At 61.6% G+C, this 24361-nt stretch carries 18 protein-coding genes; 14 read left to right on the forward strand and 4 right to left on the reverse strand.

Annotated features, from left to right (window positions below; genetic code table 11):
• Nucleotides 1-78 precede the first annotated feature (78 nt).
• Nucleotides 79-933, forward strand: coding sequence for an MBL fold metallo-hydrolase (locus AC1D10_RS33725; protein ID WP_477279379.1), 855 nt, complete (start codon nt 79-81; stop codon nt 931-933).
• A 1-nt stretch (nt 934) separates the two neighbouring features.
• On the opposite strand, the gene AC1D10_RS33730 is transcribed toward AC1D10_RS33725, so the two are convergent.
• Nucleotides 935-1699: a polysaccharide deacetylase family protein gene (locus tag AC1D10_RS33730; protein ID WP_477279381.1), complete on the reverse strand. Its 765-nt coding sequence runs from the start codon at nt 1697-1699 to the stop codon at nt 935-937.
• Nucleotides 1696-2784: a glycosyltransferase family 4 protein gene (locus tag AC1D10_RS33735; RefSeq protein ID WP_477279383.1), complete on the reverse strand. Its 1089-nt coding sequence runs from the start codon at nt 2782-2784 to the stop codon at nt 1696-1698. The genes AC1D10_RS33730 and AC1D10_RS33735 overlap by 4 nt, the downstream gene beginning before the upstream one ends.
• A 69-nt stretch (nt 2785-2853) precedes the next feature.
• Between AC1D10_RS33735 and AC1D10_RS33740 the strand changes: the two genes are divergently transcribed.
• The 8 genes from AC1D10_RS33740 (at nt 2854) to AC1D10_RS33775 (ending at nt 13784) form a co-directional block, all read left to right on the forward strand.
• A complete protein-coding gene (locus tag AC1D10_RS33740) occupies nt 2854-4032 on the forward strand; it encodes a DUF3095 domain-containing protein (protein WP_477279385.1) in 1179 nt (392 codons plus the stop codon).
• 114 nt (nt 4033-4146) lie between these two features.
• On the forward strand, nt 4147-5490 hold the full coding sequence (locus AC1D10_RS33745; protein ID WP_477279387.1) for a nucleotide sugar dehydrogenase: 1344 nt from the start codon (nt 4147-4149) through the stop codon (nt 5488-5490).
• Between the two features lie 253 nt (nt 5491-5743).
• Complete coding sequence (locus tag AC1D10_RS33750) at nt 5744-7084, forward strand: adenylate/guanylate cyclase domain-containing protein (RefSeq protein WP_477279389.1); 1341 nt, start codon at nt 5744-5746, stop codon at nt 7082-7084.
• 145 nt (nt 7085-7229) lie between these two features.
• Entirely contained in the window at nt 7230-9125 is a 1896-nt protein-coding gene (locus tag AC1D10_RS33755; RefSeq protein WP_477279391.1) for an ABC transporter ATP-binding protein, read from the forward strand.
• A complete protein-coding gene (locus AC1D10_RS33760; protein WP_477279393.1) occupies nt 9122-11020 on the forward strand; it encodes an ABC transporter substrate-binding protein in 1899 nt (632 codons plus the stop codon). The genes AC1D10_RS33755 and AC1D10_RS33760 overlap by 4 nt, the downstream gene beginning before the upstream one ends.
• 2 nt (nt 11021-11022) lie before the next feature.
• The gene (locus tag AC1D10_RS33765) at nt 11023-12021 is read left to right on the forward strand and encodes an ABC transporter permease (RefSeq protein ID WP_477279395.1); all 999 of its coding nucleotides are present in this window, start codon (nt 11023-11025) and stop codon (nt 12019-12021) included.
• Nucleotides 12018-13199 carry an ABC transporter permease gene (locus AC1D10_RS33770; protein WP_477279397.1) on the forward strand — a complete coding sequence of 394 codons (1182 nt, stop codon included), beginning with the start codon at nt 12018-12020 and terminating at the stop codon, nt 13197-13199. The genes AC1D10_RS33765 and AC1D10_RS33770 overlap by 4 nt, the downstream gene beginning before the upstream one ends.
• A gap of 105 nt (nt 13200-13304) precedes the next feature.
• Nucleotides 13305-13784, forward strand: a complete 480-nt coding sequence (locus AC1D10_RS33775; protein ID WP_477279399.1) for a class I SAM-dependent methyltransferase — start codon at nt 13305-13307, stop codon at nt 13782-13784.
• Between the two features lie 37 nt (nt 13785-13821).
• Here AC1D10_RS33775 and AC1D10_RS33780 read toward each other — a convergent pair whose 3' ends face one another.
• Complete coding sequence (locus tag AC1D10_RS33780; protein WP_477279401.1) at nt 13822-15237, reverse strand: DUF5939 domain-containing protein; 1416 nt, start codon at nt 15235-15237, stop codon at nt 13822-13824.
• A 189-nt stretch (nt 15238-15426) separates the two neighbouring features.
• On the opposite strand from AC1D10_RS33780, the gene AC1D10_RS33785 reads away from it, so the two are divergent.
• From AC1D10_RS33785 to AC1D10_RS33795, 3 genes are all read left to right on the forward strand, one after another.
• Nucleotides 15427-16251: a hypothetical protein gene (locus tag AC1D10_RS33785; RefSeq protein ID WP_477279402.1), complete on the forward strand. Its 825-nt coding sequence runs from the start codon at nt 15427-15429 to the stop codon at nt 16249-16251.
• 74 nt (nt 16252-16325) lie between these two features.
• Nucleotides 16326-16850 (forward strand): GNAT family N-acetyltransferase, encoded by a 525-nt coding sequence (locus AC1D10_RS33790; RefSeq protein ID WP_477279404.1) that lies wholly within the window; start codon nt 16326-16328, stop codon nt 16848-16850.
• A gap of 43 nt (nt 16851-16893) precedes the next feature.
• Nucleotides 16894-18279, forward strand: coding sequence for a hypothetical protein (locus AC1D10_RS33795; RefSeq protein WP_477279406.1), 1386 nt, complete (start codon nt 16894-16896; stop codon nt 18277-18279).
• A gap of 83 nt (nt 18280-18362) precedes the next feature.
• On the opposite strand, the gene AC1D10_RS33800 is transcribed toward AC1D10_RS33795, so the two are convergent.
• The gene (locus AC1D10_RS33800; RefSeq protein WP_477279408.1) at nt 18363-20132 is read right to left on the reverse strand and encodes an adenylate/guanylate cyclase domain-containing protein; all 1770 of its coding nucleotides are present in this window, start codon (nt 20130-20132) and stop codon (nt 18363-18365) included.
• A gap of 228 nt (nt 20133-20360) precedes the next feature.
• Between AC1D10_RS33800 and AC1D10_RS33805 the strand changes: the two genes are divergently transcribed.
• Both AC1D10_RS33805 and AC1D10_RS33810 read left to right on the forward strand, forming a co-directional pair.
• A complete protein-coding gene (locus AC1D10_RS33805; protein WP_477279410.1) occupies nt 20361-23660 on the forward strand; it encodes an ATP-binding protein in 3300 nt (1099 codons plus the stop codon).
• 19 nt (nt 23661-23679) lie between these two features.
• Complete coding sequence (locus tag AC1D10_RS33810; RefSeq protein ID WP_477279412.1) at nt 23680-24360, forward strand: peroxiredoxin-like family protein; 681 nt, start codon at nt 23680-23682, stop codon at nt 24358-24360.
• Nucleotide 24361 lies beyond the last annotated feature (1 nt).

Below are 24361 nucleotides of genomic sequence, written 5' to 3' on the forward strand. Positions count from 1 at the left end.
AGGTCACCCGGAGAAAACCTGTCTCGCCTAGCAGCAGTTGTTTGGCTACGATGGGCGGCGGGGACAGCGAAGGGTAGCATGGACGACGACGTTTTCCTGGTCAGGTTTTGGGGCGTACGCGGCAGCATTTCGGTATCGGGGCCAGAATTCTCTCGCTATGGCGGCAACACAATCTGCATTGAGATGCGATGCGGCAAGCATACGCTTCTGTTCGACGCGGGCTCTGGCCTACGACCTGCCGGCGGGGCGCTTCTGGCGTCGGGCGTGACCGATTTCGACCTGCTTTTCACCCATTGCCATTACGATCACATCATCGGACTGCCGTCTTTTGCGCCGATCTATGACCGGAGCGTCAAGGTTACGCTTTGGTCCGGGCATCTTGCAGGACGCATGACAACCCGGCAGATAGTCGATGAGTTCATGCGTCCACCGTGGTTTCCGGTGACACTGGAGATCTGCAAGGCAAGCCTCGACTGCCGCGATTTCGTATCCGGAGACGTGCTTCGGCCGCGCGAAGGGGTTGTGGTGCGAACCGGCAGTCTTGTTCATCCGGGCGGCTGCATAGGCTACCGGGTCGAATGGGGCGGCCGCGTCGTGGCGGTGATCACAGACACTGAGCACGAGCCGGACAAACTCGATCAGGCGGTACTCGGCCTGATCGGAGATGCCGACCTCGTCATTTACGATTGCACCTACACCGAGGAGGAAATGGAACGCCGCCGCGGTCACGGGCACTCGACATGGCAACAGGGCGTCAAGCTCTGTGAGGCGGCCGGTGCGCGGGGGCTTGCGCTGTTTCACCACGATCCGACACGCACCGACGAGGAACTGGACGAGATCGAGAAATTGGCCAAAGACAGGTTTGCCGGCGCTTTTGCCGCGCGGGATGGCCAGACGCTCAAATTTCCAGTCTCATTGCGCAAAAAGCGCTGAGCTATTTTCCTCTACCGGCGCCGCGCCCGATCAATGTCCTGATCGGAAGCCATGTGCAGGCCTCGGTCTGCGCGGTGATGGTGAACAGCCGTTCGAGGAAAAGCCAGGCCGATTCATCATGTACGAGATGGTGGGTGAGCAGGCCGACCGGTTCGCCGCCGTCGAATGCTTGCTGCAATTGCGCGATGATAGCCTGAACCAACAGGCCATGATCGCGGCAGCCGCGCGTGCCATGCCAATCCATGATGTCGACATTGCTGTTGATGACCGCCAGTGAAGCCGGCCTAGGCGGCCCATAGACCGACAATGCCGCAAATCCTATCGATCCAAGGTCGGTTACCAAGCCGGCGTCGATCCTGTTCCAGGGTGGCACCAGCATCGGAACGGCACGTGCGCCGTGCAGGCCGGTTACATGCGACAGCCCGCGAGCCAGATCATCGAGCACCGTCTCGCGTGGCCGATGCGCGCCGAGTTCCTGCTTTTTCTGGTCCTCGGGCGCATGATTTCGGTGCGCCCAGCCATGGATGGCGACCGTGGCATGCGGTGCCTCGTCAAGCCGGGCGACAAGCTTCTCATCAGTCAGGGCCGGAATGACGGCCAGAGTGACCGGAACCGCGAATTCTCCGGTGAGGTCGAGCAGCCGATCAAGCGCAGGCGTCGGATCCACGGCGTCATCGTCGCGCAGCCAGAACTCTGCCTTACGGTCCGCCCGTTGCCGTCGCGCCAGTTCTTCAACCAAGGGCTGCCAGATCTGATCGGATGTCATGAGACGGGGATCTTCGAAAGAAGTTCGGCCAGACGCGCCGTTGCAACACCGAGGGAGCGTTCTTCCAGGACGAAACGTCGGGCTTCTGCGGCCATGATGGTTCTTTCATCGTTACGGGCCAGAAGCCTTTCAATGGCAGATGCGAACGCCGCCACATTGCCCGGCGGGGTGAGAAAACCGGTCTGGCCATTCCGCACGACCTCCGGCACGCCGGCGATGTCCTGAGCCACCACGGGAAGGCCGGCGGCCTGTGCTTCTAGATAGGCAACGCCATAGGCCTCGCCGCAACCCGGCCAGACGTAAATTCCCCCACCGAAGAGGACATCCGGCACGGCGGCCGGCTCAATCGCGCCAAGCCATTCGATACGGTCGGCGCGTAAGCCGGCGAATTGCGCTTTGACCTCGTCACGGGCAGGCCCGTCCCCGACGACCGACATGGTCCAGGGCAGGTGGCCGATCGAACCGAGCGCTTGCGCCAGCATGCGATAGCTTTCGACTTTGTCGCCCGAGCGCATCATGGCGACGGTAATGAGGCGCGTCGGACAACCCCGTGCCGGCATTTCCCGGAATACAGATGTGTCGATGAAGGGCGAAAGCATGCCGAGAGCAGCGTCGGGAATCGCATCTGTCAGTCCCTGACAATCTCTTTGTGTGAAGCAGATGTTCAGCGCCGCCTGTTCGATGGCTCGCACCACGATCGCTTGGGTATCGGCCCACAAACCGGCGTTGCGCCGCCTCGAATAGGAAGCTTCCGCTGTCACGTAGGGGACAGCGAAGGCCGACGCCAGCTCGGGCCCGATCAGGTCGGGCGCCTTGTAATAGGGATGATAGGAGAACCAGAGATCGGGCTTGCCGTCACGATCCCAAAGCTTGGTCAGCCGTGCGGCTTCCTCTCGGGCCTCAATCTTGAGCGCATCGAAACTTTTCGAGTCGGGTTCGCGTAGATAGATGCGTAGTTCGGATGCTAGTTCGACGCTATGCCCTCCATGCTCCATCGCCTTGATCAGCATCCGTGCCATCTGGCGGTCGCCGGAGGCAACGGGATGATTGGGTGACTTCAGCGGCGCGTAGAAGGCAATTCGCATTGCCGGACCCTATCATCGGAAAGCCTGCGCAAGTCAATTTCGAAGCATGATCGACCTTCAAGCAGTGGAATGTGCTATCTGATGCTCATGGAAACAGCTGCCGCGCCCGACCCGTTTATCGCTTCTTTGCCGGTCTTCGCCAAGTTCGAAAGCGTTGCCGATATCGACAACTATCGGCCTCTCCCGGGTGGCTGGGCGCTGGCCACCGCCGACATCGTCGGCTCGACCAAGGCGATCGAGGCTGGGCGCTATAAAACCGTCAATATGGCCGGCGCCAGCGTCATTTCGGCGCTGCTCAATGCGCTGGGTCGGCAAGATCTTCCCTTTGTCTTCGGCGGCGACGGCGCGCTCGTGGCGTTTCCCGGCTCGGCGCTGGAGATCGCCCGCAACGCGCTGGCGGCTGTCCAGAGATGGGTGGCGGACGAACTGGACCTGACCTTGCGTGCCGCGATCGTGCCGATAAAGGATATAAGGGCGCAAGGCCTCGACGTTCGCGTGGCGAGGTTCCAGGCCTCCGAAGCGGTCTTCTATGCCATGTTCGCCGGCGGTGGCGGCAGTTGGGCGGAAGCCGAGATGAAAGCGGGGCGGTACCGGATCGATCCTGCACCGGCCGGCGCGCGGCCGGATCTGACAGGCCTCTCCTGCCGCTGGAACCCGATCGAAGCCCGGCATGGCGACATCGTCTCGATCATAGCCATACCGGGGGCGTCGCGCGACTTGCGTGGTTTTCAGTTTCTGGCTTCCGACATCATCGCCCTTGCCGGCAGGCAGGAACGCGATGGCCACCCGGTTCCGGTGGACGGGCCGGCCTACAGTCTTTTGCCCGCCGGCCTCGATATCGAGGCGCGGGCCGTGGCGCCGGCAGGATGGCGGTGGCTATCGAAGCTGTGGATAGTGTTCCTGATGACGCTTACGGCTGTCACCGATAGATATGGCTGGACGATCGGCCGTTTCGATCCGAAGATCTACAAACGCGATGTGGCCAGCAATTCGGATTTTCGGAAGTTCGACGACGGCTTGAAGATGACCATCGACGTTGACGTGGATGTGTTGCGACGGATCGAGAGCCGGCTGAAACAGGCGGAAGAGGCGGGCATCTGCAACTATGGCCTGCACCGCCAGAAATCGGCCCTGATGACATGCCTCGTCGCCTCGCCGCTGCAGCGCGATCACGTTCATTTCATCGATGGCGCCGCTGGCGGCTATGCGATGGCTGCCGCCAGCCTGAAGGCGAAGGTGCCGGTCTGATGACGGCTTGCGGAAATCGATCTTCCGCAATATGCCTCGGCCATGGTTCTTGGCACCAGGTGAGCCTCGCCACGGGAGCGGACAGCCTGTCCGAATTGACGGGAAAGCAGATTTTTGGACGCCTCACTATCGACATATGACCGTCTTCTGAACCGGATTTCGACGCGCGCCGCGCAAGTCGGCGTGATCGGACTGGGCTATGTCGGGTTGCCGCTGGCGATTGCGATCGCACGCGCCGGCTTCCCGGTTTCCGGCTTCGACATCGAAGCCCAGAAGGTCGAGGGCCTGAACAACGGCCAATCCTACATTGAGGCGGTGACGTCGACAGCCCTTGCTGGCCAGGTGGCGAGCGGACGGTTCCGCGCCACTGCGGATTTTGCCCAACTGGGCGTCTGCGATGTCATCATCATCTGCGTTCCGACACCGCTGACGAAACACCGTGAGCCGGACCTCTCCTTCATCAGGAACACGGCAGGCACCATCGCGAAGCATCTGCGTCTCGGCCAGCTGATCGTGCTGGAATCGACCACTTATCCCGGCACCACCGACGACGTGATCAAGCCCATACTGGAAGCAACCGGCTTGCAGTCGAAGATAGACTTCTTCCTCGGCTTCTCGCCCGAACGCGAGGATCCCGGCAACCGCAGCTTTGAAGTCGCGACGATCCCCAAGGTCGTGGCAGGCGACGGCATTGAAGCGGCGACGCTCGTGCAGGCTTTCTACCAGGGCGTGGTCGAGACCGTCGTTCCGGTTTCCACCACGGCGACCGCCGAGGCGGTCAAGCTGACGGAAAACATCTTCCGCTCGGTCAACATAGCCCTCGTCAACGAGTTGAAGGTCGTGCTCGGTGCGATGGGCATCGACATCTGGGAGGTGATCGAGGCGGCAAAGACCAAGCCCTTCGGCTACATGCCTTTCTATCCTGGCCCCGGACTTGGCGGGCATTGCGTTCCGATCGATCCCTTCTACCTGACGTGGAAGGCGCGCGAATTCGAACTGCCGACCCGCTTCATCGAGCTGGCGGCAGAGATCAACACAGCCATGCCGCGTCATGTGGTCGATGAACTGGCTAAGGCACTGGACCGGCGCTGCGGCAAGGCGCTCAGCCGCTCGCGCATTCTCATCATCGGGCTCGCCTATAAGAAGAATGTGCCCGACATCCGCGAAAGCCCCTCATTGCGGCTCATTGAACTCATCGAGGAATGGGGCGGCAAGGCGGAATTCCACGATCCGCATGTTACCGAGATCCCGACCACACGGGAGCATATGGCGATCAAGGGGCGTCGCTCGGTCGAATTGACCGAGGCGGCCTTGAGGGATTTCGATGCTGTCGTCGTTGCAACCGACCACGACGCGATCGACTATCGGGCGATCGCTGATCACGCTCTTCTGATCATCGACACACGCAATGTTTTTGGCCGTCTCGGGCTAGCCCGAGAGACGGTGGTGAAGGCCTGACGGCGCCTGAGCCAGCGAATTTTTGCCCGATGTCAGGATCGGTGTTGCACTCCGCCCGCAGCCTCGCCACATAGTGCGCCAGGAGATAGATGCAGCTACGCCTGCAAGGACAGTCATTCGGGAAATCCTTCGCCGGCTTTTGCCGCCGAAGCAGGCTTCATTGACTTCGAGGGCCCTATGTTTGGGTCGTTGGCGGACTGCGTTGGAGCGGATCAAAGGAGAATGGCTCGTCTTCGACGGGTTTCGAGATAGCATGAGCACAGCGCAAGCAGAAATTTCCACCACTCTCATGGATAAGGTTGCCGATTGGCTGGCCCAATCGGCGCTGGCAGGCAACGACCTGGAAACATTGGTAAAAGGCTTTTGTGAACGGCTGGCTGCTGCCGGCCTGCCGCTGAAGCGGGTGCATTTGAGTTTTTCGATGCTTCATCCGCTTTATGACGCGCTTGGCTTCACCTGGTTTCGCGGCCAGGGCATGGAAGTGGAAGGCTTCCGCAATGAGGGCGGTGTGCCGTCGGACAGGTTCCTGACTAGCCCATACTACCATCTGCTCAGCAACAAGCTCGACCATCTGCGGCGCCGGTTCGACCCGTCGGTGCCGTCGGAGTTTCCCGTTTTCGATGAACTCAGGCTGATGGGCGTCACCGATTACATGGCTTTTGTCCATCCCTTCAGCGGCAATGCCAGTCAGGGCATGATGGGGTCTTGGGCCACCGACAGTGCTGCAGGCTTCAGCGACAGCATGATTTCGGCGCTGCTGCGCATCCAGAACCATCTCGCTATCGCAACCAAGATGGCGGTGCTCACCAAGCTCGCCGACAACATGATGACCACGTATCTCGGCGGCGACGCCGGCAGGCGCGTGCTGGACGGCCAGATCAAGCGCGGCGAGGGCGATACAATCCGGGCCGCACTGGTCATGGCCGATATGCGCGGGTCGTCAAGGCTTGCCGAAACCTCCGGCCGCGAAATCTATATCGATACGCTGAACCAGTTTTTCGATGCCGTTGCTGCACCTTTCAATCGCAAAGGCGGGCAGATCATGAGTTTCATAGGGGATGGCTTCATTGCCGTCTATCCTTGCGAAAGGCACCGCTCGCAGTCCGAGATCGCCTGCCAGGCTGCTCTTGCGGCAGCGCACAAGGCCACCGCGCGCATAATGGATCTCAATCTGCGCAGAAAGAAGCAGGGGTTGAGCGACATAAACTTTGGTATCGGCCTGCATGTCGGCAATGTGATGTTCGGCAATGTCGGACTTACCGACCGGCTCACATTCTCTGTCTTCGGCTCGGCCGTAAACGAGGTCCAGCGCCTCCAGACCCTGACCAAGAAATATCCGCACGGCGTTCTCGCCAGCAAAGACTTCGCCAGCTATTGCGGCGCCAACAGCTGGCTGACGCTAGGCAACGAGGAACTGGCGGGCATCAAGCAGAAGCTGACGGTGCTTTCCCCCGATCTGTCGGGTGCTCTCGCACTCGATGAGGACGGTGCGCTGGAGCCGATACACGACCGAATATCGGACGCCGAGCAGGTCATGCTGCTTCATCGCGATGCCGCGCGGCTATCGGCGGGCGACCCGAGGAAGCTCCAGTAACCGCCACGATCTGATCCGAACACCTTGGTATCCGCCAGCGAACTGGCGGCCGTTTCGAATCCAAGTTGCTCTAGGCTGGCAATGCGCTAGTCTCGCTTTCTGGGACTGCCGCCCGGCAGGCTGCCAGAGTGGGGCTGGTGCGAGAATGAATTCGGGTGTTGATCTGCTGCGGATCGAAGATGTTGGCATCTCTTTTGCCATTATCGGGGGACCGTTGCATGCCGTCAGGCGTGCAAATCTTCGCGTCCTGCCCGGCAAGGTTACCGCGCTTGTGGGCGAGTCCGGTTCCGGAAAATCGGTTCTCAGCCAGGCAGTGATGGGCATTTTGCCGAAGACAGCCCATGTCCGCGGCCGTATCCTGTTTTCCGATCCTGAAAAGCCCGGCACGACGCAGGATATCCTGCAGATGTCGCGTGACGGACCCGAAATCCGGGCGTTGAGAGGCAGCCGCATCGGCAAGATCTTTCAGGAGCCGATGACATCGCTGTCGCCGCTGCACACGATCGGCAACCAAGTCAGCGAATCCCTGCAGATTCATGCGTCCATGGCTCGGGCGGAGCGCAAAGCTCGGACCGAGGAAATGCTTGGACTTGTCGGTTTTCCCAATCCCAAGCGCGCCTATGACATGTATCCCTTTGAACTTTCCGGAGGATTGCGTCAACGCGCCATGATCGCCATGGCGCTTATCTGCCGGCCCGCCCTGTTGATCGCCGACGAGCCGACGACGGCGTTGGACGTCACCATCCAGGCGCAAATCCTGCAATTGCTGCGCGAGCTTCAGACCAAGCTGAACATGGCGATGCTGCTGATCACGCACGACCTCGGCGTGGTCGCCAATGTCGCCGACGAGGTGGTGGTCATCTACCATGGCGAGATCATGGAAGCGGGACCTGTCGAGGCGATATTCCGCCGGCCAGGTCACCCCTACCTGAAGGGCCTGATGGCAGCCGTTCCGCATTTCGACCTGAAACCTGGCGAAAGGCTAAAGGCGCTCCGAGAGGTGCCGGTGAATGTCGGGAACCTGCTCGGCAAGCAGACGGCGCCGGCATCGAAAGGGCCGGATGACATCCTGCTGTCGGTCAGGGATCTGGAAAAGACCTTCACCACCCGCAAGTCCGGATGGTTCGGCGGGGATCATCAAACCTCTGTTCGCGCCGTGGACGGCGTGAGCTTCGATATCAGGCGGGGTGAGTGCCTGGGTCTGGTCGGCGAAAGCGGCTCCGGCAAAACCACAGTCAGCAAGATCCTCATGCGGGCTGTCACCCCTAGCGGCGGCTCTGTGATCTTCAACGGCCGCGATGGACCGATCGACGTCTTGGAAGCCGAGGGACACGCCCTGCGCATGCTGCGTGCGAAAATCCAGATGGTCTTCCAGGATCCGGTTTCGTCGCTTTCCCCTCGCATGACGGTGGAGAACATCTTGAGCGAGCCGCTGGAAATCCATCAACGTGGCAATGCCGCGTCCCGACTCGCCACGGTCAAGAGCCTGATGCAGGCAATCGGGCTCGATCCGCGCTTCATCAAGCGTTATCCGCACAGTTTCTCCGGCGGGCAGCGTCAGCGTATCGGCATCGCGCGCGCGTTGGCGCTGGGGCCTGAACTCCTGATCTGCGACGAGCCGGTTTCAGCACTCGATGTCTCTGTCCAGGCGCAGATCCTGAACCTTCTGAAGGACCTGCAGAAGGAACTGGGCCTGACCTACCTGTTCATATCCCACAACCTGGCGGTGGTGGACTACATGGCAGACCGCATCGCGGTGATGTGCGGCGGGCGGATCGTCGAGCTTGCGCCGCGCGAAATTCTGCTTAGGAAACCGGTGCACCCCTATACGCGCTCACTGGTCGCCGCAGTACCTTTCCCCGATCTCGACAGGCCGATGGATTTCAAGACCCTGAATCTCAGCGGCGCTTCCGACACCAGCGCATGGGGACCGCAATTCCGCGACGAAGGCGACGAGGATATGCTGTCGCCGCTCGATCTTGGCGGTGGCCACCTCGTGCTGGCCCGACGTTCGGCAGATGTCAGCGAGCTACGCCATTGATCAGCCGGCGCACCGTCCTTGGCCTCATGGCATCGACATTTCTACCGGGCACGTTGCACGCCGGCGATCTGGAGCCGGAATTTCTTCAGCCGCAGCTGAAGGCCAGGGCGCTGCCGGCACTCGCCGAACGCCTGCCCAAGAGCCCGCGCGCGGTGAATCTCGCTGCGATGGGTCGGCAGCCCGGCCAGTATGGCGGCACGCTGCGTACGATCATCGGCAGCCAGAAAGATATCCGGATGATGACGATCTATGGATATGCTCGCCTGGTCGGCTATGACGAAAAGCTCAACATGCAAGCCGACATTCTCGAAAGTTTCGACGTAGCGGATGATCGCGTCTTCACTTTCAAGATACGGGAAGGGCATAAATGGTCTGACGGTAGCCTGCTGACGCCGGAGGATTTTCGCTATTGCTGGGAAGATGTCTGGCTGAACGATGAGCTTTCGCAAGGTGGGCTTGCCCCGACCCTGCTGGCGGACGGCAAGCCGCCACGCTTCGAGATCGTCGATCCGTTGACGGTCCGCTATAGTTGGGATGCGCCCAATCCCGACTTCCTGCCCAAGCTCGCTGCTGCTTCGCCGCTATCGCTTGTTCTGCCAGCCGCCTATCTCAAGCAGTTCCACAAGAAATACCAGGATCCATTCCGGCTCGCCGGCCTAATGAAGGAGAACCGGGCCAAGAAATGGACGCTCCTGCATATCCGCATGTCGCGGCAGTATCGCCCGGAGAATCCTGAGCTGCCGACGCTCGATCCCTGGCAGAACCGGACCAAGCCGCCGGCTGAGCAGTTCGTCTTCGAGCGCAACCCGTTCTTTCATCGAATAGACGAGAATGGCCGGCAACTGCCCTATGTTGACCGGATTATCATGAACGTCAGCTCGTCGGCGATCATTTCCGCCAAGACCGGTGCGGGCGAGAGCGACCTGCAATGCATGGGAATTGACTTCACCGATTACTCCTTCCTGAAGGATGCGGAGAAGCGATACCCGGTGAAGATTCATCTCTGGAAACGCACACAGGGTTCGCGGCTGGCACTCCTGCCCAATCTGAATTGTGCCGACCAGGTGTGGCGCGGCCTTTTTCGCGACGTGCGCGTGCGCCGCGCACTTTCGCTCGCCGTGGACAGGCGCGAGATCAATATGGCTGTGTTCTACGGATTGGCGCAGGAAAGTGCCGATACGGTCCTGCCCGAGAGCCCGCTCTATCGGCCGGAATTCGCGAAAGCCTGGGTCGCCCATGATCCCGACCAGGCCAATGCCCTGCTCGACGAGGTCGGGCTTCAGGCGCGTGACGATGACGGCCTGCGGATACTTCCCGATGGACGCCCGGCGCAGATCATAGTGGAGACGGCCGGCGAAAGCACGCTGGAAACCGACGCTCTCGAACTCATCACCGATCACTGGCGCAAGATCGGCGTCGCCCTGTTCATCCGGACGTCGCAGCGCGACATCTTCCGCAGCCGTGCGGTTGGCGGCCAGATCATGATGTCGATGTGGTCGGGTATCGACAATGGCGTGCCGACCGCCGACATGAACCCGAACCAGCTGGCCCCCACCATCGACGACCAGCTGCAATGGCCGCTCTGGGGTGCTCACTACTTGTCTCGTGGCAAGCTCGGTGAGGCGCCCGATCTCCCCCCTGTGGTCGAGTTGATGGCTTTGCTCAAGCGCTGGAACGCATCGACCGAAGCCACGGAGCGCGCCGAAATCTGGAATTCAATGCTGTCGATCTACACCGATCAGGTATTTTCGATCGGCACGGTGAATGGAACTCATCAGCCGGTTCTGGCGTCCTCGCGGCTCCGCAATCTGCCTGACAAGGCGCTCTACGGCTACGACCCGACTGCCTATTTCGGCGTCTATATGCCGGATACATTCTGGCTTGGAGAGTCCTGAGCGTGCTTCGATATCTTGTCTGGCGCATCGCCGTGATGGTTCCAACGCTGCTGATCATATCGGCGCTGGTGTTCACGATCATCGAACTTCCCCCAGGCGACTATTTCGACAGCTATGTCGCCGAGCTGCGGGCGCAGGGCGAGGGGGTGGATTCGGATCGCATCGAGATGATGCGCAAGGAATATGGTTTCGACAAGCCGCCGGTCGTTCGCTACTTCTACTGGGTCGGCGGGATGCTGCACGGCGATTTCGGCTATTCCTTCGAATATGAGCTGCCCGTTCGCGACGTCGTCGGGGACCGAATGTGGCTGACCGTGCTGGTTTCCTTCGTCACGATCATCTTCACCTGGCTCATCGCCTTTCCAATCGGCATGTACTCCGCAACGCATCAATACAGCTGGGGCGACTACGGCCTGACTTTCTTCGGCCTTCTCGGCCTTGCCATTCCGAACTTCATGCTGGCGCTGATCCTGATGTATTTCGCCAACATCTGGTTCGGCACGTCCATCGGCCATCTCATGGACCAGCAATATCTCGGCGAGGCGATGAGCTGGGCCAAGGCGAAGTCGATCCTCGCCCATCTCTGGATCCCGGTCTTGATCATCGGCACCGGGGGCACGGCAAGCATGATCCGGCGGCTGCGCGCCAATCTGCTCGACGAGCTACACAAGCAATATGTCGTGACCGCGCGCGCCAAGGGCCTTCATCCCTTCAAGGCGCTGGTCAAATATCCGATGCGCATGGCACTCAATTTCTTCATTTCCGACATCGGCTCTATCCTGCCGGCCATCATCTCCGGCGCCGAAATCACGGCGATCGTGCTGTCTTTGGAGACGACCGGGCCGATGCTGATCAAGGCGCTGCAAAGCCAGGACATGTATCTGGCAGGGTCGTTCCTGATGTTCCTCGCCTTCTTGACGGTGATCGGTGTCCTGATTTCCGACCTGGCGCTGGCGTTGCTTGATCCACGAATTCGTTTGCAAGGCGGCAGCACCAAATGAACACGAATTCGCCGCTGCCCGCTCCGGGTGCTCCACTGCAACACTACGTTTCCAGCGCGCCCATTGACCTGCAGTCGGTCGAGGCGATGACGCCGGAGCAGGCGAAAGTCTATCAGGCGTCGCAATTGCGGCTGATGTGGTGGAAATTCCGGAAGCACCGGCTTGCCCTTGTATCCGGCATATTCCTGGCAGCGCTTTATTTCGGGATACTGATCTGCGAGTTCCTGGCGCCCTACAATCTGCACACGCGCAACATGGACTACATCTATGCGCCGCCGCAGCGGGTGCACCTGTTCCACGACGGCCAGTTCGTCGGGCCGTTCGTCTATGGCCGCCAGATGACGCTGGATATGGACACGCTCAAGCGGAACTACATCGAGAAACAGGATGATATTCAGCGGATCCATTTCTTCTGCAAGGGCGACAGTTACCGGTTCTGGGGCCTGATCGAAGGTAACAGGCATTTTGTCTGCCCTGCCGAAAACGGCCAGCTCTTTCTGGCCGGCACTGACAGGTTGGGGCGCGATGTGCTCTCGCGCATTATCTATGGCGCACGCATTTCACTGACAATCGGCCTCGTCGGCATCAGTTTCAGCTTCCTGCTCGGCATTGTCATCGGCGGACTGGCCGGCTATCACGGCGGTATCTTCGACCTGATCGTTCAACGGATAATCGAAGTTCTGCAATCGATCCCCAGCATTCCGCTATGGCTGGCTCTGGCGGCTATCATGCCGATAACCTGGAGTCCGGCGCTGATCTATTTCGGCATCACCGTCATCCTCGGGCTGCTCGACTGGACCGGACTGGCGCGGGCCGTGCGTTCAAAGCTTCTAGCCTTGCGCGAGGAGGATTACGTTCTGGCCGCGCAATTGATGGGCGCCAGGAGCAGCCGCATCATCGGGCGGCATCTCATTCCCGGCTTCATGTCGCATCTGATCGCGACGGCGACGCTCTCCATCCCCAGCATGATCCTGGGCGAGACGGCGCTGAGCTTCCTCGGGCTCGGCCTGAGGGCGCCGATAACCAGTTGGGGCATCCTGCTCACCGAGGCGCGCAGCGTCAACGTGATCGCGTTCTATCCATGGCTGCTCTTGCCGATGCTCCCCGTCATTCTCGTCATCATGGCGTTCAACTTCCTCGGCGACGGCTTGCGGGATGCCGCAGACCCCTACAAGTGAGATCGCTATTCCGCCGCGCGCCATCCTTGTCGGCAGCCTGTTCGGTTATTGCAATGTTCATTGTTCGCCTCTATGTGCGGACTGGTTCAGGACGTACAATCGCATATGACTCGCCTCGACAGTTTCATCCGCAGGATGACCGCACAGCGCGACATTCTCGATCATGTCTGCACCGAGGTGGCGAAGATGGAGGGGCCCGTGGTCGAGCTCGGCCTCGGCAATGGCCGCACGTTCCACCATCTGCGCGAGCGCCTGCCCGGACGCCGGATCGTGGCGTTCGACCGCGCACTTGCCGCACACGCCAGCTCAATTCCCGAAGCTGAAAACCTCGTGCTCGGCGAAATACGCGAGACAGCGAGCAGGTTCATTGGCATCGATGCCGCTCTTGTTCACGCCGACATCGGCACCGGCTATGAAGATCGCGATGCAGTGACCTCTACCTGGCTTCCCGATCTGACGGCGCGCCTGCTTCGCGTCGGCGGCATTGCGGTCAGCGGCACGCCGCTCGATCATCCGCAGTTGCAACGCCTCCCGCTGCCGCCTTCGGTGCCCGCCGATCGTTATTTTATCTGTAGGCGCGTGTGAGGGGCCGAGACGCCCCAAATCTTCAGGGGTCAGGTCTTCAGGGGATCGTATAGACTGCTATCTCCCGCTCAATGCCGCGCAACGAGACCTCGTGGGGCACGGGCGTCAGCGCGTTCCTGTGCAATAGATCGGCGGTGAGCTTGTCGTCGACCACCGCACGAGTGGCGAAGATCGCCTGCGCGTTGGCAAGGTTCTGGACCCGCGAAGCAATGTTGACCGTCTGGCCGAAATAGTCTTGTCGCTCGTTCATAGACACGGCGATGCAGGGGCCGGCATGGACTCCGATCTTGAGCAGCAGATCCTCGCGTCCGCTCTTGTCGTTGAGCGCACGCATCGCATCGCGCATCCTGAGGGCCGCAGCAATCGCACGATCAGGCGTCGCGAAGGTCGCCATCACCGCATCACCGATCGTCTTCACCACCGCGCCTGCCTCTGCCGCGACGATCTCGTGCAGAACCTGGAAATGCGCGTGCACGAGATCGAAGGCTGAAAGGTCGCCCACCCGCTCGTAAAGCGCGGTCGATCCGCGCAGGTCGGTGAACAGGAAGGTCAGGCTGGTGATCTTCAGGCGCTGGTTGATGTCGAGCGTATCCGTGCGATAGAGATCGCGGAACGTATGGTTGGTGAGCAGGCGCTTGGCGGTCAGGAAGGGCCGGCGTTTGCCCAGCAAATCATGCAATGCCTTGCCGGCGATGAAGACCGTCGGCAGCACGCGGGTGTCGGTCCTGTTTTCCAGCGAAATGCGCATCGGGCCCGGTTGCATCTCCAGCGTCTGGCTCTGGACATGGTCGCGGTCGAAGACCAAAGACAGGCTTCGGCGTTCCTTTGTTGGTTCGCCCTTCGCGTCGATGAACTGCGCTGAATGGGTGACCGGCTCGAATACGATGATGAATTCGGACGGAAGCTGTATGAGCAGAAACGCCTTTTCACCGGGCGCAAGCTCGATATCCTCCAACGAGAACGCCTCTATCTTTTTGGCGAAATCCTCTTCCGGCAGATCGACGCCGGACCCCCAGTAGATCTGCCGGAAATATTCCACCAACGGCAGTTCGTGTGGATTGTGGGCGGCAATCCTGCGCACGCGGGGGCTGACGGTGAATGTCACCTCGACCATCTCGTCGAGGGTCGGCGAATAGCCCTCGGAGCACAGCGCGCAGGTGTATTCGTCCTTCTGCAGGGTTTTCAGCGTGGCGTTGGTGTCGAGCACGCCGCCACAGCCGGGGCACAGGACATTCCAGGAAATGTCGAAGATACCCACCCGCGCAGCGTGGAGAAAGGCGCCTATGGTGCGTTCCTCGTCGAGGCCATGCTTGCCGGCGAAGGCTGGCGCATTGATGCGGCAAAGTTCACGGTCCTGGCCCTCCGCGATGGTTCGCTCGATCGCGTCGACTGCCTGTGGATCGACATCGGTCGATTGCCGCAGAAGCGAGAACAGATCCTGAGCTTCGTTCATCGTGCAGGCTCCGGAAAATGCGCGCCCGAGGCGGGCTGTCCGGACCGCTCTTTGGTCCGAGTCGCCATTTTACTTCGAAACGGACCGTACGGCCATTCGAATAGACAAGCCTGGTGACAGTCCAATTTCCATTCGCGCTAACCGGCACTATGATGGTCTATGGGGAATTCATCCTTGGGGCTCTCTCCCATGCCGACATCCGACAACCCGCCATTTCCGGCGGCCCTGCGCCTTTTCTCTGCGGTGGTCATCCTCGTCCTGATCGTCGGCGCCGGCCTGTTTTTCGCGCCCGTCCTGGTCAAGCCGCGCTGGCCTTGGGCCGTCACGCCGTTCAATGCCCGCTTCCTCGGCGGCTTCTACACGGCCGAAATGGTCGTGATGGCGGCGCTGCTGTTGTGGAATCGATGGTCGCCCGGCAGACTCGTGCTCGTAATGGCCTTCATCTTCACCGTCATCGTGTCGGTGGCCTCGTTCCTCAATCTCGGCTATTTCAACTTCGAGCGCAAAGCGCCCTGGCTCTGGTTTTTGGTCTATCTCGCTTCGGTCGCGATATCGGGGCTGTTCCTGTGGCGGGCCAGGGCCCGTCCTTCGGCAAGAGGCGTGACCTTAAACCCCGCATGGCGCGGCTACCTTCCGGTGGAAACGGCGATCCTCGGGCTCTATGGCGTCGGCCTGTTGCTGTTTCCCCTGACATTCAGCGGCATCTGGCCATGGCCGGTGGATGCCTTCCACGCCCAAGTCTACAGCGCCATCTTCCTCGCCGGTGCGGGCGGCACATATCTCGTCTGGAGAAGCGCGCCACGCGAGGAACTGCTGGTGCTTGGCTTGGCGCAGTTTCTGGTTGGCCTGCTTGCCGTCCTTGGCCTCGTCATCACCGACGCTGCGGTGCACCGGATCGACTGGACGGCGACCGAGACATTGTACTGGCTCGCCCTTTTCTGCTGGATCGGCATCAGCGGTGTCTTCAAACTCTATGCCGCCTCGCGGTATTTCAGCGCGCAATCGGCATCATAGGTTGCAGAGACGGCTGGATTTTCAGGGGACGACCGGTGCATCGTGCCGGGCCGATTGCCTTCGCCGGGAACGCCATGACCAGCACGACCTCGCCATCCTCTGAGAAAATCCAGCCGCAGCTCCGCGCCGTCCGGCCAAGTGATGCGGAGGCGCTTTGCGCCATCTTCAACATGCCGGGCTTTCGCTGGGGCACGCTCAGGATGCCCTTCGAGATGGTGGAGCAGGTCGAGCGGCGCATCGCCAAGTCCGGCCAGGAAACCACCTGGATCGTTGCGGAGCTGGACGGCAAGGTCGTCGGCCATGGCAGCCTGGTCGTGCAGAGTTCGCCGCGCCGTTCGCATAGCGGCGAGATCAATATCGGCCTTGATGATGCCTTTGTCGGCAAGGGCATCGGCTCTGCCATACTTGGCGCGCTGCTTGACGTGGCCGACAACTGGCGCGCCCTGAAGCGGGTCGAATTGACCGTCTATGCCGACAACGAACCGGCCGTCCGTCTCTACACAAGCCACGGCTTCGAGGTCGAAGGCCGGCATGTCAAGGCCGGTTTTACCGACGGGCAGTACCACGACCTCCTGAGCATGGCCCGGCTGCGGTTCTGAGGTCTCCCTTGGCGTTTACACCGCGAGCGGCTAGACGAGACCAATGACCGCCGTCTTCGACCAAACCCCTACGCCTCCGGCGGAAATTCTGGCTGTGCTGTCGCAGCTCTGCCCGGAAGTCGTGCGTGATATCGAGCAGAACTGGAATGCACCGGTTTCCGATTACGCGCGCCATCTGTGGCGGCCGGTGGCAAGGCCTGCATCGGGTCCGGCGATCGCTGCCCGTTCGATCCTGCGCGACGTCCTGCATCAGCGCCTTGGTGCGATCATGCAGCCGGAAGAGATCGGCAAGGCCCTCGAAGAGTTCGAGCACAGACCGGTGATTCAGTCCGGCCTGCACTGCCTGCTGCTGATGGACCGGATCACGTTCGATGCCCTTATGCTTGCCTGGCTCGGCGCGGTCGAAAGCGGGCTGTCGGCCTTCGTCGGCTTCATGGGAACGACGATGACCTTGGAGACAATCGGCCGGGAGGGGCCGGGATGGCTCGATGTCGGCGACGACAAGGTCAATTTGTTTGGCATGGGGCGCCACAAACTGTGCCGCAAAAGCGCCTGCGTGGCCGGTCCCGTCTCCCTGAACACGCGCGCGCTCGCATCGGTGGGCGATGAAACGGATGCCAGCCGCTGGCTGGGCACACTGCTTGCCAGCCAGGACAAGGTGTTTGTAACCGCCGCCGATGCGCTGACCGCCCTCAACGAGGACCTCGTCGCCGATTGGGATCGTTCCGGCATGGCCCGGCCGGTTTTCATCGATGATCGGCTCGCCGCGGCTGCCATGGCGCGGCATCTGGAAGATGACGGCAGCCTTCTTTCCAGGCTGCTCGTCGAGCCCGCAAGGCGTCAGCGTCTCGACCGTGCCTTGCAAGAAGCCGCATCGGGCCCGTTTGGCAGATTCCTGCCCAATAGCACGGCCTATTTCTGGGGCATCCGCGAGGAGCGCGTGCGCAAGCTCATCCTCGAGAACGGGCACCTGATCGAGCCTGACAGGCCACATGGTCTTTCCATCCCGTTCGAGCGGCCGCATCTGAGGCAGGCGCTGCTGGACGGCGTGCTGCTGCCGAACCTGTTCCTGATGTTCCTCGTCCTTGCCATACTGCCGCGCGTGCGGGTTGTGGGCGGCCTGAGACAGATTGGCTATGTCGCGCTTTTCCACTCGATCCTGCTGGCTGCGCTGGACGAAAACGCGCCGGACGAGCTCGATCTGGCCGCGGAGCTGCAGGTTCGGGAAAATGCCTGGGGCATGCGGGTGATCGATGAAAAGATCTCGGTCCGCGAGCAGCTTGCCGGCCTGCCGGAAGGGGCGCTCTTCCCGGACCTGCTCCGGCAATACCGATTGCGGACACTTGCCGAGACGACCGACGACTTGAAGCTGGTTCGCGAAAACGCCCGATGGCGCAAGATCGGCCGGGCAGGGATCAAGGCGACCTGAGCCTCTCTTCAGGCCTTATCTCAGGTGAATTTCCTAGTGCGCAACCGCAAGCGACGGCGATCTATCTGACATCGCCTCACCTGTCATTGCACGACACCGGCCTTGCGGAGCCCGTCCACCACGAGTTCGAAATCGGCAGGGTTCTTGTAGGGCAACACTTTGCGACGGTATTCCAGCGAATAGTCGGGATTGACGCGAAGCACCTCCTGCCATGCCGCGCGGGCCTCGGCGAAACGGCCCAGTTGGCCGTAGCAGGCGGCCAGAAGAGCGCGCGAGACATCAGTGACAGCGTTGCGAGCCAGCCGTTGCATCAAGAGGCCAACGGCCTCGTCGTACCTTCCCAGTTGAAACGCGGCCAAAGCCTGGAAATGCAGAAGCACATCCGGAAAGTACGGATTCAAGATCTTCCCCCGGGCGAAACTCTCGAGGGCCTCCTCGGGTCTGCCCGAATAGTACAGCGCCTCGCCGAGGATCACGTGCCCCTCGGCGAAGTTCGGATTGAGGGCGATCGCGTGCTCGGCCTCGCCGATGGCCCCATCGTGCCGTCGTGTGTACAGCTTGGCTATAGCCAGCGCCCAGTGCGCCCAGGGATCGCTGTCATCCAGCGTTACCGCTCGCGTTGCGACCTCTTCCGCTTGCGCCATCGATTCCGGCGGCGAGGCACTCCACCTGTTCAGGTAATCGAGTCCGTGCGTGAGGGCGAGGAAAGCGTGGGCGGAGGCAAACTTCGGGTCCAGGTCGATGGCACGTTGCAGGAGGTCGCGGGCTGCGACGTTGGTCTCCTTCGTCAGCCGATGCCACAGCTCCCGGCCCCGCAGGAAACAGTCATACGCCTCCGCGTGGCGCGGGTGCTCGGGCGCCAGCCGCTGACGGTCACCCTCAGTCAGATTGAGCGCCAGCGCAGCGACGATCTGCTGCGTCACGTCGTCTTGCACGGCGAATATGTCGGTCAACTCGCGATCGAACCGCTCCGCCCAAAGATGGCCGCCCGAGGTTGCATCGATGAGCTGCGCGGTGATGCGCACCCTGTTCCCCGACTTGCGTACGCTGCCCTCAAGTACATGCCGCACGCCGAGCTTGGTGCCCACCTCCTGCACATGGACGTTCTGGCCCTTGAAGGTAAACGACGAATTGCGCGCGATGACGAAGAGCTGCGACAGTTTGGACAGCGCCGTGATGATGTCCTCGGAGATGCCGTCGGCGAAGTAGTCCTGTTCAACGTCACCGCTCATGTTGGCGAATGGCAGGACGGCGATTGACAGCTTCGGCGGCGCTGCCGTCGCCGGCCGGCTCGCGGTTTCCGGGGTCGCGGTCGCCCTGGTTCCGGCGCTGCCGACTTGCAGCGAATAGACCCGGATCGGCTCGGCGATGTTCTTGAGCTGCGTGCTGCCCAGATCGCTGACCGAGAGGTCGAGCCTTGCCTTGACCTGGCGATAGGCGTCTTCGGACAGGCAGATGGCGCCGGGCGCCGCGACGCCCTCCAAACGCGAGGCAATGTTGACGCCGTCGCCCATCAGGTCGCCGTCGCTTTCTTCGACCACATCGCCCAGATGGATGCCGATCCTGAACTCGATGCGGCGGTCCTGCGCCACGCCGGCATTGCGCTCAACCATACCATTCTGAACCTCAACGGCGCAGCGCACGGCATCCACCACACTGCGGAACTCAACCAGCGCCCCATCCCCGGTGCGCTTGATCACCCGCCCGTTGTGCACGGCGATGATCGGATCGATCAGGTCGCTGCGCAGTGCCCGCAACCTCGCCAAAGTACGATCTTCGTCGGCACTCGCGAGCCGGCTGTATCCGACCACATCTGCAGCCAGGATTGCGGCCAGCTTACGATTCTCGCTCATCGGTCCGTCTCCTCGTCCCTACGATAGCAGGAAGGCGGAGGGTACGAGGGAACTTTCGCAAACGACGGCCACGCAGCCGCCCGAACGATAGGACTCACACTGATCGCCCGATACCCGTTTACGCAGCCGCTTGCTGGTCGACGGCTAACGGTTCATCCTTGTGAATACCCTGGTCGTGACGCGCGTAGGGAGATCACGCGGTCACGGCCCCTAGTGAGGTCTTGTTCGATGGACTGCTCGGGCTGCGGTTTCGAGGTTGAGAGCGGATACGCTTTCTGTCCAAGGTGTGGCAAGCGCCAGCCCGTGCCATGCGCCAGTTGCGGCTACCCCTGCGCACCTGATTTCGAGTTCTGTCCGAAATGTGGGGCAAGCGTCGGTGCGCCGGCAAAAGCCGTCGAACGGCCTGCTCCGACACCGAGCCGGACCATCGTACCGCCTTCTCGAACGCCGTCGCTGCTTGCGAACGTCGAAACCGACGATGGGCGGCATCCCGTCTCCGACGCCGATCGCCGGACGGTAACGGTCCTGTTTGCCGACCTTTGCGGCTTCACGACACTCAGCGAGCAGCTCGACCCCGAGGTCATGCAAGCGCTGCAGAACGAACTGTTCAAGGAATTGACGGCGGCCGTGCGAAACTTCGGCGGGTTCGTCGACAAATTCATCGGCGATGCACTGCTCGCTCTGTTCGGTGCGCCGGTCGCACATGAGGACGATCCGGAACGTGCGCTTCGCGCCGCTCTTGACATGATCGCCCGGACGGCGCGGCTCGGCGAAAGCGCCCCCCACTCCGGCTCGCCCCTGTTGCTCCACATCGGCATAAACACCGGCCCGGTCGTAACTGGCGGATTGGGCATCGGCACCGCCAAATCCTATTCGGTGACCGGCGACACCGTGAATACGGCGCAACGCCTGCAATCGCTGGCAGCCCCGGGTGAGGTGCTGGTGGGCGAGCTCACTCACAGGCTGACCCGGCATGCCTTCTCCTACGAGCCGCTGGGTGATGTCGTGCTTCGCGGCAAGGCCGGCAGTGTGCTCGTCCATCGGCTGGATGCACCGCTTGCGGCGCCGCGTGCGGCGCGTGGGCTCGAGGCGCTCGGCCTCAGCGCTCCGATGATAGGCCGTGATGCGGAGCTGCATAGAATGCTGGCGAGCCTTGACCAGGCGTGCGGCGGCTCGGCCCAACTTGTCCGCCTCGTTGGAGAAGCCGGTATCGGGAAATCGCGACTGGTGAAGGAGTTCGTCGCCCGCGTCGGCGACGAGGATCGTTTTCGCAACCTCGCCGTGCGGCAGGCCACCTGCTCACCGCTGGGCGAACGATCATTTGGTGCCTTGGGCGCTGTGGTGCGCAGCGCAGCCGGGATGATGCAGAACGACACTGGGGACGAAATGCGGGGCAAGCTCGCAGGCTTGCTTACCGATCTCGGTCTCCAGGGCGAGGAAGCGACGCGGCTGATGCCTTTGCTCTACCATGTGCTTGGCCTTGGCGACCCCGATGCCACCTTGCAGCATGTCGAGCCCGAGCAACTGCGGCGGCAAATTCTCTACGCAGTCCGCACAATCATCGAACGGCGGCTTGCGTTGTCGCCGCTGTTGATTGTCGTTGAAGACCTGCACTGGGCCGACGCCGTGTCGCTCGAGGCACTGCGTTTCGTGATGGACAGGTTGGAACGCACGCGGTTGATGTTGCTGGTCACGCATCGTCCGGCGCCGGACAACGACCAGCTCGACTCAAGTCGGGTCAGTCACACAGCGCTCAGGCTTTCGCCGCTCAACAGTGACGACGGACGCAGCCTGCTGGCGGCGCTTTTCGGCGAGAGCTGGGTAAACTCCGCAGGAAGGCTTCCCGACCAGATCCTCGAGCGCGCGGGCGGCAACCCCCTTTTTGTAGAGGAGATCGTTCGCGGCCTTATCGATCGCGGTGTACTGATGCGCGAGGGCCAGCGATGGCGGACTGTGGCAGGCGAAGTCGCAACCGGCATTCCTGCCACTATCCAGGCAATGTTGCTTGCTCGCGTCGACCGGCTGCCCCAAGAGGTGCGCCGGTTGGCCCAGGAAGCCGCGGTAATCGGCCCGCGCTTCGATGCCACAGTTCTGAAAACCGTGACATCCGACCCCGGCCGGCTAGAAGCCGGCTGCGAACTGCTTTGCGATGCGGAAATCATCGAGGAAGTTGCCGGATCAGGCTCGGTCTCGTCGCAAAGCTACCGCTTTACGCAAACATTGCTGCAGGATGTGATCTACCAGAATCTGCTCCTGCAACGCCGAACCGACATCCATGGGCGGGTCGGTGCTGCCTTGGAGCAACTGTGCGGCGACAAGCCGGAACGGCTCGAGGATTTGACCGTGCTCGGTCATCATTTCGCACAGAGCGCCGAGCGGGAGAGGGGCGCGCATTACCTGCAGGCGGCGGGCGATCGCGCTCGCATGATATACGCCAACGACGACGCCCTTCGTTTCTACGAGCGAGCACTGACTGCGTTGGACGCGATCGGGCAAACGCCGCTCAAACTGGCAATTGCAGAGCGCATTGCCGATTTGAGCGGCCCGGTAGGCCGCCGCGAGATCGCGCACCACCACTACGAGACGGTGTTGCAGGCATACCGCGAGTCAGCCGATCGTGTCGCTTCGGCGCGAGTTTTGCGTAAGATCGGTCGGCTGCTTTGGGATGTCGGCAAGCGGGACAACGCAGAATCCCGCTATGCTGAAGCGGCAGCGCTCCTCGATGGAGCGGATGCCCCGATCGAGCAGGCGCATCTCTGGCAAGAACGTGGCCGACAGGCGTTCCGGAGCGGAGACCACGCTCTCGCGGCAAAATGGGCAGACGCGGCGCTGGATTGCGTACGCACTCTGACAACGGAGCATGTCTCCGAGGTAGGGCGTGATGCCACTCTTGTGACCGCCGAGGCACTTAACACCAAGGCTGTCGCGCTGGCTCGCCTTGGGCGAAACCGTGAAGCCGTGCGTGAGGTTGAGCGTAGCATTGAATTGGCCGAAGTCGCCGGTCTACTGGGCGCCGCCTGCCGCGGCTACACCAATCTTGGCGTGCTTTACACGACCATCGATCCGGCACGGGCGATGGAGGTCTGTCGGCGCGGTCTTGAAGTGGCGCGCCATATTGGTGATCTGGGTTTCCAGGCGCGCCTTCTCGCCAATCTGGCGGTCGCTTGTTGTACTTTCACGGATCGCTGTCCAACGGAGGGCGTGCCTGCTGCCGAGAAGGCCATCGAGATCGACCGGGCGCTCGACCAGCGCGAGCACCTGCCGGTGCCGTTGATCGTGCTTGGGCAAATCCATCAGTGCAACGGCCGTCCGGAACTGGCGGTTGGCTTGTTCCACGAAGCACTGGACGTAGCCCGCGAAACAGGCGAACCCCAACTGCTGTTTCCGTGCTATGATGGTCTTGCAACGCTTAATCTGGACCTCGACAATCTGGCCGAGGCCGAACGCTACTTTTCCCTGGCGCAGGGTATTTGCGCCCAGCACGGGCTCGACCCGGAAGCGCTTGTGGTGCTGCCTTTTCTCGACTAGCCGGGTGGGGAGGTTGGCAATGTCCGCGCATAGTGACTTGGTACCGCTTCAACCGGGCGACCGTGCGCCGAACTTGGTACTCGACGCCATTACCCAGGAAGGCAAGATCGCGCTTGACGACTTTCGCGGACAAAAACCGGTTCTGGTCGGCCTGTTTCGAGGTCTGCATTGTGCGTTTTGCCGGCGCCATATCGCCGCCCAGGCGCGGCTTGATCCGGAGCTGCGCGAAAGGGGCGTGGAGAGCCTGACCGTGGTCAACACACCGATCGAACGGGCGCGTCTCTATTTCCGCTACCACCCGATGCCGAATCTGCTTGCGGCCTCCGACCCTGAACGCGCTTCACATCGTGCTTTTGGACTGCCCAATCTCGAATTCACCCAAAACGAGACGAACTGGCCGTACAAGGTCTCGATGGCGGCGGTAAAGGATATGCGGGTCGACATACCAGGCGAGTTGCCCGGTCCTATGGATCCTTTAGCGGCCGGCGAAATCCTCGACAAGAGGGACCACTACGAAATGACCGAAGCCGACGAGCAGATGATGGCAACCGGACACGGACAATTGGTTGGTCAGTTCCTCCTGGACCGGCAGGGCATCGTCCGCTGGAGCTTCACGGAGGTTCCGGAGGGTGGGCGATACATGTTTGGGGCGGTAAACCCGCAGGAGCTGATGTCAGCCGTGTCCCAAGTCGCCCAATAGA

The organism is Mesorhizobium sp. P2_A8, from assembly GCF_056404935.1.